The organism is Streptacidiphilus sp. PB12-B1b (genome assembly GCF_014084125.1).
GTDB lineage: Bacteria > Actinomycetota > Actinomycetes > Streptomycetales > Streptomycetaceae > Streptacidiphilus.
Window position 1 is genome coordinate 6,255,065 of sequence record NZ_CP048405.1, and the last position, 12,302, is coordinate 6,267,366.

The window sequence follows — 12,302 nt, forward strand, 5'->3', positions numbered from 1 at the left end:
TTGCCCCGCGCCGCTCGGAAAAGTACCGTCCGACGCATGAAGCCCGTCACCGAACAGGACATTCGCGCGTCCTTCGTCAACTGCTCCAAGGGTGACGCCAAGCGCCTCGCCGTGCCGCGCGACCTCGCCGAGCGCCGCTGGGACGATCTGGACTTCCTCGGCTGGCGCGACCCGGCCGCGCCCGATCGCGGTTACCTCGTCGCCGAGCACGGCGACCGCCTGGTCGGCGTGGCGCTCCGCTCCCCCTCCGGCACCCGCGCCTTCCAGCGGCGCAGCATGTGCTCGCTGTGCCTCACCACCCACTCCGGCGACGGCGTCTCGCTGATGACCGCCCCCCGGGCGGGCCGGGCCGGGCGCGAGGGCAACTCCCTCGGCCTCTACGTCTGCAGCGACCTGGACTGCCCGCTGTACCTGCGCGGCATCAAGTCCACCGGCCCGGGCGGGCGGCTGCACGAGTCCCTCACCCTGGACGAGCAGGTGGCGCGCACCATGACCGCGCTGGCCGCCTTCCTGGACAATCTGCTGACGTGAGACACATCGCCTTCGACCGCCTGCACAACTTCCGCGACCTCGGCGGCTACCGCACCCGCGACGGCCGCACGCTGCGCTGGGGGCGGCTCTACCGGTCGGACTCGCTCGGCAAGCTCCAGGGCGCCGACTGGGACCGCTTCCTGGCCCTGGGCGTGCGCACCGTGATCGACCTGCGCCACCCGTGGGAGATCGAGGCCCGGGGCCGGGTGCCGGAGGCCGACGGCCTCACCTACCTCAACCTCAGCATCGAGCACCGGCCGTACGACCAGTCCGTGATCGACTCCGGCGTCGACCCCTGGCGGTACCTCGCCGACCGCTACGCCGAAGTCGCCCTCGACGGCGCGAAGGAGATCCGGCAGGCCCTGGAGGCCATCGCCTCCGACAGCGCCCCGCTGGTCTTCCACTGCGCCTCCGGCAAGGACCGCACCGGCCTGCTGGCCGCCCTCGTCCTCGGCCTGCTGGACGTCCCCGACCAGGACATCATCGCCGACTTCGCCCTCACCGAACGCGCCACCGCCCGGCTCATCGCCGACTGGCAGGCCACCCACCCGACCCGCACCGCGACCTGGCCCGGCTTCGACCGCGCCCCGGCCGACGTCATGACCCACGTCCTCGCCGACCTCACCACCACCTACGGCTCCCTCCACGCCTACGCCACCCACCACCTCGCCGCAGACCCCACCCTCGTCCCCCGCCTCCGCACCCACCTCCTCGACCCCTGACCCCTTGCTACCGCCCGGGCGCGCCCCACGGAGGATGAAGCGATGCGCGCCTGCTCGGCCGTCCGCGCCTCGCGGCGGGGCCCGCTTGGCGAACTCCCGGTACGTCCGGGCGCAGCCGGAGGCGAACGCGTCGACCGCTCGCGGATCCGCCTTCGGCCGCACGGACGGCATGCCGCCGGCGATCAGCCGGACGACCGGGCAGGCCGGGTCGACGCAGGCGGCTCGGCCGCTTCGACCTCGACGTAGTCGTGGAAGCTGCGGCGGAACCGCAGGTGCCCGCTCTCGGCGACATGCGCGGCCGCCCACCGGTCCACGTCACGCTGGTCGGCCCACTCACCGGACACGGCCCCGCAAACGGCGTCGTCCCCGCCGACGCACTCCGCGGTGTACTTCGGCAGCGTGGGCCCGTCCCGCAGCAGGTTGTACGTCCGATAGCGAAACCGCGTGGGGACCTCTCCGCTCACAGCACACCCCCGCTGCTCGCCGCGTTCATCTCGCCCACCCGCGCCCGCAACCGGTCGCGCTCGTCGGCTCCCTCCAACTCCCCTTGCAGCGCGGTCCATTCGACGCCACCTCCAGGAGGTCGCAGATACACCAACCCGAGCAACTCCCCCATCACCACCCCGACCCGGTCCCGCCGCACATCCCGCACCAATGCCCCGACGTCCACACCCGCGCCCGCGCTCACCGCTCCTCACCGCCCCGGGCAGCCCCCGGACACTCCGCCAGATGCCGGTACCGCAGCACCCGCACATCCACCTGCCCCGACAAGTCCCGCTTCCGCAAAACCTCTTCCATCATCCCGCCCAACTCCACACACCGCCCGCAGCCGCCCCCCGGCGTCGCCATGTCGTCCACCGTCGTCAACCCTCCGTATTGTTGTTGCCCCGCGAGTTGGAGTCGATTGCCTGCCGAGCCCGCTCGATGGATTTGGAATCCGTCGCGGGCCAAGCCCCGGGGAATACCCCCGAGCCCTCCGCCGGCGATCATTTCCAGTAGAAGCGTTTCGACCAGTCAGCCGATATCCCGCAGTCAGTCAGAATGGTCAGTTTGCGGTCGGAGTGGTCAACGATCGCGGAAGGGCTCATCCAGCAACGGTGGACGTGCCACCCTGGACTTCGGCCACCGGTGATCCAATCGAGCAGAGGAGTCCCATGAGCAATACGTCGGCGCTCGGGGCATACCTCGACCGCCTCGGATGGACAGCCGAGCGGCTTGCACGCGAGGTCAACCGGACATGCGGACGAGACACGATCACCTCGAAAGCGCCTTACGGGTGGCTGAAGGGGTCATGTCCTCGCGGCCGACTTCCCGGAGTTGTGGCAGTAATCCTGTCGACCGAGCTTGGCGAGCACGTCACAGCGCACTCCCTCTGGCCGCAACTGGCGCGCGAGGAGACAACTCAAGCTCAACATTCGGCGATCGATCTTCCATGGAACCAGCAAGGATCCCGACAAGCCGCCGCTCTCGTGGCGGACGTCTGCAGCAGTGTGTCGGCGGTACGACCTCCCCTGATCTCAGCTGACGCTCTCGTCGGTTCGGCAGTGGACTGGCTGACGGCTGATACATCGGGTACATCAGGGCAGCACGCTGGGAAGCAGTTCGTCAGTCCAGAGGTCGTGGAGGTATTGCGCGATCGCATCGCACAACTTCGGCGTCTGGATGACTCCCAGGGCGGACCCTTGATCCTGAGCTGGGTCATACAGGACCTCCGCTGGGCGGCGATGTTGGTTCAGAACGGCTCGTACGACGCGTCCACCGGGCTGAGCCTTCACGGCATCCTGGCCGAACTCGCCCAACTGGCAGGATGGCTGGCGTCGGACCAAGGGCAGGCAGGGCTCGGGCAGCGTCTCCTGCTCATCGGCCTCCATGCTGCACACACCGCTGGCGATGCCGCGCTCGGCGCGAACATCGTCTCCTGTCTCAGCTATCAAGCGATGTGGGCAGGAAACCAGCAAGGAGCCCTCAGACTCGTTCGCTTGGCCCGCAAGGGCGCCGGTAAACTCCAGAGGGGACGTGTCCCCGCTCTCCTCGCCACCAGGCAGGCGCGTGCACACGCCTTACTCCGCGACGACACCGCGTGCGCAAAAGCACTCGATGAGGCTGCCGCTGCCTACGACGGGGGAGCCGGATCGGAGGATCCAAGCTGGGCGTACTGGGTGACCGGGGCGGTACTCGCCGCCGACGCCGGTCGCGCCTGGCTGGAGTTGAACCGCCCGGATCTTGCTGCCGAGAATCTGATGCGCGGCCTCGAGTTGTTCGGAGAGGCTCAGCCACGCAATCGCATGCTCCACAATGCTTCGTTGGCTGAGGCGCGCCTTGCACTGGGAGACTTGGATGGAGCAGTTCTCGCCGCCCATGACGCCCTGAACCTCGCCGAACAACTGATATCCGGCCGAGCCTACGTTCGACTTCGAGTCATGCAGGCGGGGTTCGCTGCAATTGATTCACCCCTTTCACGTGAGGTGGTCGGTCGTACAAAAGGCGCTCTGGAGCAATAGGCTCACCACACGGCCTTCGAAAGGGAGCACCCGTGTACGTCCGTCACCTGACCCGATTGGCGCAGCTGACCACCCTGGGCATCGGCGGCGTCGCCGACGCCGTGGTGGAGTTCGGCGAGGCCCGCGCGTTCGACCAGGTCGTGGAGTTCGTCCGGGGGCGCGGCGGGCGGCCGGTCACGCTGGGCGGCGGGAGCAACGTTCTGGCGGCGGACGACGGGTGCCGTCAGCCCGTGGTGCGGGTGCGGACCCGGGGCCTGCGGGTCAGGGACGCTCCGGACGGGGGCGGTGTGCTGATCACCGCAGAGGCCGGGCACCCGTTGCAGGAGTTGGTGGACACCACTGTCGCGGAGTGCCTCACCGGCATGGAGACGCTGACCGGCATCCCCGGTACCGTCGGAGCCACGCCGGTGCAGAACGTGGGCGCCTACGGCCAGGAGGTCGGCGACACGCTCACCGAGGTCCAGGCGTGGGACTGGGCGGCAAACCGGGCGGTGACCTTCGACGCGGCGGCGTGCCGTCTCGGCCACCGCTCCAGCATGTTCAAGGGCTCGAGTCGCTGGACCATCCTGCGGGTGACGTTCCGCCTGACCCGTTCGAAGCTGAGCAGGCCGATGGACTACGGGATGGTGACCGAGGCCCTCGGCGTCGCCCCCGGCACCCGCGTCCCACTGGCCGAGGCAGCGCAGGCCGTCCTCGCGGTACGCCGGGCCAAGGGGATGATTCTGGACCCGGGCGACCCCGACAGCCGCTCGGCCGGCAGCGTCTTCCTCAGCCCGGCCGTCGATGCGGCCCGGGCCGCCGCGCTCCGCTCGCGCGGGGCGTCGGTGCACGACTTCCCGGACGGGTCCACGCGCGTCAGCGCAAGTTGGCTGATCCGGGAATCCGGATTCGTCCTCAATCAGCCGCTGGCGCCCGGGATCCGCGTCTCGGGCAAGCAGTTCACCCTCGTCGCCGAGGGGGCGGCCACCGCCCGCGCATTCGCAGAGGCCGCCGCGATCGTCGCGGCCCGGGTGGAGCGCCGCACGGGCGTGACGCTCCGCCCGGAACTCGACCTCTTCGGCACCGAGCCCGTCTACCAGCGCCTACGGGACAGGGGGTCCGGTAGGAACGGCGCAGAAAACCGGCGTTGCTGTCAAAACTTTTGACGGGCAGTGATCTGGGCTGCCAGGGGTGTCCGGGTGAGCGATGACCCGACGATCGGCTTCCTGAAGGCGGACGTGGCGCGTTCTGCGTCGGCCTGGACGATCTGGCCCCCGCGATCCTGCTGCGGCTGGTCGTCCAGCTCCGGCAGGCGCTGGACGAGGTCACGGACGCTGCCCTGGATTACGGGATGGCCGCGGCGAAGTCCGAGGGGCAGCCTGCGCTCGGCGTGTTCGCGCGAACCGGAGACCAGCCGCTCCAGCACGGTGACCCCGGGCAGCACCACCTTCTTGTCCACCAGGCGCTTGGTGGCTAGGTCGAACAGCAGGGTCGGGCGCTCGGAGCCGATCCAGGCGCGCTGGTACATCCCAGCGGGCCAGCGCGAACCACTGGTCGAACTCGAACTTGGTGTAGCCGTACGCCGCCCGGATCTGGTCCTGGTGGCCCCGACGGTGTTCCATCCGCCCGTAGCCGGCCGGGTCGCCCGTAGGCAGGCCCAACTGCTCGGCGACGAAGTCGACCACGGCGCCGGGTACGTCCTCGGGGTCCTCCAGGAAGGTGCCCAGGTAGCGCACGTCCCCAGCTGGACCGCCCAGCCGAGCCGGTTCCGCGCGCCCTTCGCGGCCATGGCCCGGCGCCGCGCGGTCTGGTCCAGCAGGAAGGAGCCCGCGAGCTGGCCCTCGTCGGATTCTCGCTGAACCGCCCGAAGCGCCTGCGCTGTTCCTCGCTGAGAAGTTGGTGGGCACGCCCGACTCCTTGATCCTCGTCTCGATTCGCGCGCGATGATCGCAGCCGAGAAGTGCGCGGGGGCCGGGAATCGGGGGATACCAGCCCGTGCACACGGGCGGCCTGGTAGACGGGCGGGTCGGGCCAGTGCATCGCGGTCGCCGTTGTCGGCGGGCCCTATGGGGTCATGTCAGCGGTGGTTCTTGCCGGTTCGATGTCGACACTGCGGCGCTGCTCGGGTCGGGTGAGCAGGTAGATCGACGACAGGGCGGCCAGGCTCGCGATGACCAGCAGAACGATCCGGTAGTCCATGACGGCGATCAGCGCAGCGCCTGTGGCGATCGCGACCGTCTGCGGGATGGAGAGGACCAGGTTGAGTGCCGCATCCGTCCTGCCCATCAGTTCTGGCGGTGTGCGTCGCTGAAAGAGGGTCATGATGCCGACAGTGATCCACGGCAGGCTTGAGCCGATGAGCGCGGCGCCCACGAGCACGGCCGGCGTCGAGGACGCTGCCAGCAGCAGGAACCCGACCGTGGCACAGGCCAGGCCCAAGGCGACAAGGATGCCTTCGCTGAGACGCCGCATCAGCGCGGCTGCCGTGAGGCCGGCGGCGACCGCGCCAGCCCCCTGCGCTGAGATGAGGACCCCCAGGAAGGCGTCCGGGCGGTGCAGCCCCTGGCTGACCACGGCGAAGACAGTCGTTTCCGAAAGCCCGAATACGATCATGATCAGCGCGCCGACCATGGTGAGTTGCCGCAGGGCAGCGGTGTCGCGGATGTGGCGGACACCGGCAGCCGCGTCGGCCAGCCAGTGCTGCTCGGACGGTGTCGACGGCTCGTCGCGCACGCGCAGGGCGAGCAGGGTGGCGACGGCGACCAGGAAGGTCACCACATCACCGATGATCACCGGAGTCGCGCCGAAAGCCGCGAGCAGCGCGGCGCCGAGGAGGGGCGTGACCAGCCGCAGTCCCCACTCTGCCGTCTGCATGGCGCTGTCGCGTCCCCGAGAAGCTCCTCGGGGACCACGGTCTGCAGCAGGCCGGTCTGCGCCGGCCCCAGCACACTGGCGGACAAGCCGTAGCCGAACATCACCGCGTAGATCAGCCACACCTGGCCACGGTCCTGGACCAGCAGCAGGAGCAGGACCAGCCCAGCGGTGGCCAGGTTGGTGGCGATCAGCAGCGGTCGGCGGCGCATCCGGTCGGCGAGTACGCCTCCGACCGGCCCGGCCAGCGTGCCGAGCGCGAACATGAAGAACGACAGGCCCGCAGCCGAGGCACTCCCGGTGAGCATCTCGATCCAGATACCCAGGGCCAGCCACAGCGCCGAGTCTCCGAAGGTCGAGAGGATCTGCCCGGCTATGTAGAGCCGGGCGTTGCGGTCCGCCAGCAGCTTTCGCATCGTGGTCATGCCTCCGGCTTGGTCGCGTCGAGCGGGTAGCTGAACAGGAGCAGCTCGACCGGCATGCTCTCGGCCGGGCGACGCGACGGGTCCTCCAGGCGGTCCCGGTAGCGGTCGAGAACCTGCAGCAGGTCGGCGTTCAGCTGCTCGGCTTCATCGGGCGTGACGTAGGCCAGGTTTTCGATGCCGCTGGTCACCTGCTGCCAGGCACCTGAGAACTGGGAGCGGCGGGCGTTGACCATGCTCGCCCGGTTGAGCCACGTCCCCCACAGCAGGTGGGCCAGGGCCTCGGAGGCGTGCGACATCTCCGCGTCCTCTGAGGGCTCGCCGAAGGAGAAGCCGATGTGCTTGAGCCGCCACGGTCGGCGTCGGCCGGGTGCGTCACCGGCTTCCTCGACGAAGCCGTACTTGGCCAGGGTCCGCAGGTGGAACGCGCAGTTCGTCGGGGTTTCCCCGATCATCTCGGCGGCTTCCGTCGCCGTGAGCGGTTGGTGCTGGGCAAGCGCTTCCAAGAGCGCGAGCCGAGTCGGATGCGCCACCGCCCTCATCGTCTTGGGGTCCGCAAGTGGACGGACCGGACGCGCGTCAGCCCCAGGGTGGACTGAGGGCTGACGTGATTCTTCGAGAGACATGTTTCGAGAGACTACGCTCGAAACACTACGCTCGACAAGGTGGCCACATCACCAGCCAAAGGACTGTTGCACAATCGAACGATTGATGAACAAGATCATGTGATGGGCAGTCAGAAATGCCGACCTGCGGGATCCGGAAGGGCAAGTGTCTGAGAAACGGTGTCAAAAAGTCTGTGTGCTCAACAACTCGCGACGACCGATTTGGATACACTTCTCGGCGTGCTGGAGACCTCCAGGACCTCGACCCCCTCGCACCCGAACCCGCCGTCCTGACTGGCGCCCTCGTCGGGTACGCCCGAGTTTCCACAAAGGCACAGCTGCTCGACCGTCAGATCCACGCCCTCACCGCGGCCGGCTGCATCCGCATCTTCTCCGACAAGAAGTCCGGCAAGAACGCCGAGCGCGAGGAGCTGTGGAAGGCCCTGGACTACCTTCGCCGCGGCGACACCCTCGTCGTGCCCTGCCTGGACCGCCTGGGCCGCTCCATCCAGGACCTCATCTCCCTGGTCTCCGGCCCGCGCAAGCGAGGGATCGGCTTCACTTCGCTGCACGAGAGCCTGGACACCACCACCCCCGGCGGCAGGCTGGTCTTCCACGTCTTCGCCGCCCTCGCGGAGTTCATCCGCGAACTCATCGTCCAGGGCACCAACGAGGGCCTGGATGCCGCCCGTGCCCGCGGCTCCCGCCTGGGCCGCCCCGCCGCCATGGCCCCCGAGCAGATCCGCCACGCCCGCGACCTGCTCACCCGCCCCGAGAACACCGTCGTCTCCATCGCTAAGCTCCTCGGCGTCTCGCGCAACACCATCTACAAGTACGTCCTCGAGCTCAAGGAAGGTCGCCCCCGCCCTGGCCGGGGCGGGGGCTTCGACGCTGCCACGCCCCACTGAGCCCTACGAATAGGACCAGGGCCAGACAGGGCAGGACCGGCAGTGGCCTGACCGGGCCAGACGCTCGTTGCCGGTGCCACCGATGACAGAGCCAGTCCCCTGGGCACGGCGACGGGTTGGCGGACCCGTTGACAAGGAACTGGATCACTCGGCAGGCGCGTCCCCCTCTGCGGCACCGTCTCCTGGTGTTACTGCCGTCGAGAGGAATTGGCCGCCATGACTGCACTCGGATCCGTTGCCTGGCCACCTGCCCCGATCAGGACCGAGCGTCTCGTGCTCCGTGAATCTGAGGCCCGGGACCGTGCGGCCTTCGTCGAGCTCTTCGCCTCGCCAGAGGTGGGCACCTACATGGGTGGCTCTCGACCACGTGACGAACTCGACCGCGCGGTGCCTGAGATTCCCGGGCGGCGCCCGGGCTACTTCGTGGTCGATCTCGACGGAGCGATGATCGGCATGGTCACCTTCGCTCAGCGTGACGCAGAGCGTCCGGGTCACGTCTGTCCGGAGGCCGGTGAGGCCGACCTCGGCTATATGTTCCTGCCGGAGGCGTGGGGACGCGGGTATGCCGCCGAGGCGTGTGCAGCGGCACTCGACTGGTTCGCCAATGCGCTTCCCGGCGAGCCGGTGGTGCTCGACACCCAGACCGCCAACGAGCGCTCGATGCGCCTCGCGGCGAAGCTGGGATTCACCGAGGCGGAGCGGTAGGAGGAGTACGGCGCCGAGCAGTGGTTCGGCGTGTGGACCTCCGACACGGCGTCCAGTTGAGCTCGTGCTCTACCGCGCGGATCAACTAGGCCACTGATCGGTCGTCGGCATCGGCTGCCGCCTGACCTCGTAAAGCACATACACCTGCCGCCAGCGGGCGACGCGCTGGCGGGCAGAGATCCGCGAGCGGGCACTGCAAGCCGGGAGCCCGGGGCTCGCTTACTGCCCGTCAAAAGTTTTGACAGCAGCACCGGTTTTCTGCGCCGTTCCTACCGGACCCCCGGACACCCCGCCCGCCGACATCGAGGCGTCGCGTAACCTCGGGCACGCTGAACGGCAATGATCAACGGGGGCGGCGGCGTGGACATCATCGAGCAACCAGTCAGCGCGGAGTGGGAGGGCGTGCTCGTACGCCCGGCCGGATCCGCCGGTGGCAGGCGGCCGGGAGTACTGGTGTTGCACGGGTCGTACGGTGCGGGCACGCTCCGGCGGTGCCGGGTGCTGGCGCGGGCGGGGCTGATGGCTCTGGGCATGCGTTGGTACGGCGGGCCGGGGCAGCCGCCGGGCATCTGCGAGGTGCCGTTGGAGACCTTCAGCCGGGGGCTGGACCTGCTGCGGGCCGAGGGCGCGACCCGACTGGGCGTGCTGGGGCTCTCCAAGGGCTCGGAGGCCGCGCTGTGGCTGTCGGTGCTGGACCGGCGGACGGAGGCCGTGGTGGCGCTGTCGCCGCCCTCGGTCAGCTGGGCCAACATGGGCCCCGGCGCGGACGGGCTCAGCCACCCGTGGCGCTCGTCCTGGACCTGGCGCGGCGAGCCGCTGCCGTTCGTCCCGCTGGACGACACCTCGGCGCCCGGGGAGCCCGCCGGAGGGCTGGTCTCCCTGCTCGGCTGGTACGAGCACAGCCTGCGGCTGCAGTCCGGGCCGAGCCGGGCGGCGGCGATTCCACTGGAGCGGACCGCAGCGGAGGTGGTACTGGTCGCGGGCGGCGACGACCGCACCTGGCCCTCCCTGCCCGCCGCCCACGCCCTGCGCGAGCGCCGCGCGGCGTCCGGACTGCCCACGGTCGTGGTGGAGCGGCCGCTCGCCGGTCACCGCCCCCGCCTGCCGGGCGAGCCGCCCGCTACGCCCTCCACGCACCTCGACTACGGCGGCACGGACGCCGAGGACGCCGCCCTCGGCGCAGCCGCCTGGCCGCATCTCTTGGCGGCCCTGGTCGGGGGTGGTCAGCGGGCGTAGACGGAGATGAGGTTGCGCTGGTGGCCGTTCAGGGTTCGAGTTGCCGACTGCGCCAGGAACGCGGTCATCTCCTCGTCGCCCCGTGTGTGGCCGTCGTCGTACGAGGCGGCGCCGACGGTGTCCATTGGCTGATAGTCCTTCATGCCACGAGGTGCCACATCCGCGCGAAGGGGTTTCGGCGCAATGGGCAGGAAAATTCCCCTGTTTGACGGAGCATCATCAGCGGTGTGCAGACGGGCGGCGAGCGGCGGGAGGAAATGCGTGGTGTCCGGCGGATGGACGGATGATGCCAAATCGGACCGCGCCGCGAATGCGATGACAACGAGACCGATTATGCGTTGACCTGCGGTGGTCCAGGCCATATGTTCTGCTCCTGCCTGGTCTGACTATTGACCTGATTGAGCGACAGGAACGCCGTGAACTGGTATCTGGATGTACTGAAGAACTACGTCGGCTTCAGTGGCCGCGCGCGCCGCACTGAATTCTGGATGTTTGCACTTATCAACTTTATTGTCGCAGTCGTCCTCGGCATCATCGGCGCCGTGATCGGCACCTCCGTGATCGGCGACATCTACGCGCTGGCCGTGCTGCTGCCCTCCCTGGCCGTCGCCATCCGCCGGCTGCACGACACCGGCCGCTCCGGCTGGTGGCTGCTGATAGCGATCATCCCGATCATCGGCTGGATCATCCTGATCGTCTTCGACGTCTCCGACAGCACGCCGGGCGAGAACCAGTACGGGCCGAACCCGAAGGAACTGCAGCCGCAGTACTGACCGGACCGACCGGCGCAGCGCACAGCGGCCGGACATGACAGTGGCCCTTCCCGCCGTAGCGGGGAGGGCCACTGCGCGTTCCCGACCGGGCCTCAGCAGCCGGTCAACTCCCGGGCCTGCTTGACGTCGTCGGCCATCCGGTCGAGCAGCGCGTCGATGGTGTCGAACTTCTCCATGCCGCGCAGGTACGCCAGGAAGTCCACGCTGACGTGCAGGCCGTACAGGTCCAGCCCGACCCGGTCGATGGCGTACGCCTCGACGGTGCGGCTGGTGCCGTCGAACGTCGGGTTGGTGCCCACCGAGATCGCGGCCGGCATGCGCTCGCTGTCGGCCGTCAGCCAGCCCGCGTACACGCCGTCGGCGGGGATCGCGGTGTGCGGCAGGGTCTCCACATTGGCGGTGGGGTAGCCGAGTTCGCGTCCGCGTTGGGCCCCGCGCACCACCGTGCCCTCGACACGGTGCGGGCGGCCCAGCACCTCCGCCGCGCCGCTCACGTCGCCCTCGGCGACCAGCCGCCGGGCCAGCGTGGACGAGAACGGCGTGCCCGCGCCGAGCGAGCCGTGCACGGTGAGGTCGAGCAGCTCCACCGTGAAGCCGTAGCCCCGGCCCAGCTCGGCCAGCATCTCGACGCTGCCCGAAGCCCGGTGCCCGAAGCGGAAGTTGGGGCCCTCCACGACGACCGCCGCGTGCAGCGAGTCCACCAGCACCTGCCGGACGAAGTCCTCCGGCGACAGCTGCGAGAAGGCCAGCGTGAACGGCAGCACCAGCACGGCGTCCACGCCGAGGTCCGCCATCAGCTCCGCACGGCGGTGGTGCGGCGCCAGCAGCGGCGGGTGGCTGCCGGGGCGGACGACCTCGCTGGGGTGCGGGTCGAAGGTCACCACGACCGAGTGCGCGCCCTCGGCCCGGGCCCGCTCGACCGCCCGTCCGATGATCAGTTGATGTCCCCGGTGCACCCCGTCGAAGGAGCCGATGGTGACGACGCTGCGCCCCCAGTCCCCGGGGACTTCCTCCAGCCCACGCCAGCGCTGCACCCTGACCGCTCCTCG

At 69.5% G+C, this 12,302-nt stretch carries 16 protein-coding genes and 1 pseudogene; 8 read left to right on the forward strand and 9 right to left on the reverse strand.

The window, feature by feature from the left end; translation table 11 throughout:
• Positions 1 to 36: 36 nt before the first annotated feature.
• Both GXW83_RS27025 and GXW83_RS27030 read left to right on the forward strand, forming a co-directional pair.
• A complete protein-coding gene (locus tag GXW83_RS27025; protein WP_182445669.1) occupies positions 37 to 531 on the forward strand; it encodes an FBP domain-containing protein in 495 nt (164 codons plus the stop codon).
• A complete protein-coding gene (locus GXW83_RS27030) occupies positions 528 to 1,253 on the forward strand; it encodes a tyrosine-protein phosphatase (protein WP_182445670.1) in 726 nt (241 codons plus the stop codon). Before GXW83_RS27025 ends, GXW83_RS27030 begins: the two co-directional genes overlap by 4 nt.
• 182 nt (positions 1,254 to 1,435) lie before the next feature.
• On the opposite strand, the gene GXW83_RS27035 is transcribed toward GXW83_RS27030, so the two are convergent.
• Together GXW83_RS27035 and GXW83_RS27040 are read right to left on the reverse strand one after the other, a co-directional pair.
• Positions 1,436 to 1,717 (reverse strand): hypothetical protein, encoded by a 282-nt coding sequence (locus tag GXW83_RS27035; RefSeq protein WP_182445671.1) that lies wholly within the window; start codon positions 1,715 to 1,717, stop codon positions 1,436 to 1,438.
• Positions 1,714 to 1,941 (reverse strand): hypothetical protein, encoded by a 228-nt coding sequence (locus tag GXW83_RS27040; protein ID WP_182445672.1) that lies wholly within the window; start codon positions 1,939 to 1,941, stop codon positions 1,714 to 1,716. Before GXW83_RS27040 ends, GXW83_RS27035 begins: the two co-directional genes overlap by 4 nt.
• A gap of 631 nt (positions 1,942 to 2,572) precedes the next feature.
• Here GXW83_RS27040 and GXW83_RS27045 point away from each other — a divergent pair.
• Positions 2,573 to 3,754 (forward strand): hypothetical protein, encoded by a 1,182-nt coding sequence (locus tag GXW83_RS27045; protein ID WP_225447278.1) that lies wholly within the window; start codon positions 2,573 to 2,575, stop codon positions 3,752 to 3,754.
• 32 nt (positions 3,755 to 3,786) lie between these two features.
• Complete coding sequence (locus GXW83_RS27050) at positions 3,787 to 4,899, forward strand: UDP-N-acetylmuramate dehydrogenase (RefSeq protein ID WP_182445674.1); 1,113 nt, start codon at positions 3,787 to 3,789, stop codon at positions 4,897 to 4,899.
• Here the strand turns inward: GXW83_RS27050 and GXW83_RS34955 are convergent.
• The 5 genes and pseudogenes from GXW83_RS34955 to GXW83_RS27075 all read right to left on the reverse strand — a co-directional run bounded on the left by GXW83_RS34955 (position 4,887) and on the right by GXW83_RS27075 (position 7,652).
• A complete protein-coding gene (locus GXW83_RS34955; protein WP_182445675.1) occupies positions 4,887 to 5,261 on the reverse strand; it encodes a DUF4158 domain-containing protein in 375 nt (124 codons plus the stop codon). The two genes, GXW83_RS27050 and GXW83_RS34955, sit on opposite strands and share 13 nt — an antisense overlap.
• 13 nt (positions 5,262 to 5,274) lie before the next feature.
• A pseudogene (locus GXW83_RS35455) lies at positions 5,275 to 5,736 on the reverse strand (DUF4158 domain-containing protein); the annotation flags it as partial.
• Positions 5,737 to 5,797: 61 nt separating this feature from the next.
• Entirely contained in the window at positions 5,798 to 6,607 is an 810-nt protein-coding gene (locus tag GXW83_RS27065) for an MFS transporter (RefSeq protein ID WP_182445676.1), read from the reverse strand.
• Positions 6,523 to 7,029 carry an MFS transporter gene (locus tag GXW83_RS27070; RefSeq protein ID WP_182445677.1) on the reverse strand — a complete coding sequence of 169 codons (507 nt, stop codon included), beginning with the start codon at positions 7,027 to 7,029 and terminating at the stop codon, positions 6,523 to 6,525. The genes GXW83_RS27065 and GXW83_RS27070 overlap by 85 nt, the downstream gene beginning before the upstream one ends.
• Entirely contained in the window at positions 7,026 to 7,652 is a 627-nt protein-coding gene (locus GXW83_RS27075) for an ArsR/SmtB family transcription factor (RefSeq protein WP_370466782.1), read from the reverse strand. Before GXW83_RS27075 ends, GXW83_RS27070 begins: the two co-directional genes overlap by 4 nt.
• 269 nt (positions 7,653 to 7,921) lie before the next feature.
• Between GXW83_RS27075 and GXW83_RS27080 the strand changes: the two genes are divergently transcribed.
• The 3 genes from GXW83_RS27080 (at position 7,922) to GXW83_RS27090 (ending at position 10,480) form a co-directional block, all read left to right on the forward strand.
• Positions 7,922 to 8,539, forward strand: a complete 618-nt coding sequence (locus GXW83_RS27080; RefSeq protein WP_225447557.1) for a recombinase family protein — start codon at positions 7,922 to 7,924, stop codon at positions 8,537 to 8,539.
• 216 nt (positions 8,540 to 8,755) lie between these two features.
• A complete protein-coding gene (locus tag GXW83_RS27085) occupies positions 8,756 to 9,244 on the forward strand; it encodes a GNAT family N-acetyltransferase (RefSeq protein WP_182445680.1) in 489 nt (162 codons plus the stop codon).
• Positions 9,245 to 9,583: 339 nt separating this feature from the next.
• Positions 9,584 to 10,480, forward strand: a complete 897-nt coding sequence (locus GXW83_RS27090; RefSeq protein WP_225447280.1) for an acyl-CoA thioester hydrolase/BAAT C-terminal domain-containing protein — start codon at positions 9,584 to 9,586, stop codon at positions 10,478 to 10,480.
• Here GXW83_RS27090 and GXW83_RS27095 read toward each other — a convergent pair.
• Positions 10,468 to 10,842, reverse strand: coding sequence for a hypothetical protein (locus tag GXW83_RS27095; protein ID WP_182445681.1), 375 nt, complete (start codon positions 10,840 to 10,842; stop codon positions 10,468 to 10,470). The genes GXW83_RS27090 and GXW83_RS27095 overlap by 13 nt on opposite strands.
• A 54-nt stretch (positions 10,843 to 10,896) precedes the next feature.
• Between GXW83_RS27095 and GXW83_RS27100 the strand changes: the two genes are divergently transcribed.
• Positions 10,897 to 11,253 carry a DUF805 domain-containing protein gene (locus tag GXW83_RS27100; protein ID WP_182445682.1) on the forward strand — a complete coding sequence of 119 codons (357 nt, stop codon included), beginning with the start codon at positions 10,897 to 10,899 and terminating at the stop codon, positions 11,251 to 11,253.
• A gap of 92 nt (positions 11,254 to 11,345) precedes the next feature.
• On the opposite strand, the gene GXW83_RS27105 is transcribed toward GXW83_RS27100, so the two are convergent.
• A complete protein-coding gene (locus GXW83_RS27105) occupies positions 11,346 to 12,287 on the reverse strand; it encodes a bifunctional riboflavin kinase/FAD synthetase (RefSeq protein ID WP_182445683.1) in 942 nt (313 codons plus the stop codon).
• Positions 12,288 to 12,302: the final 15 nt, after the last annotated feature.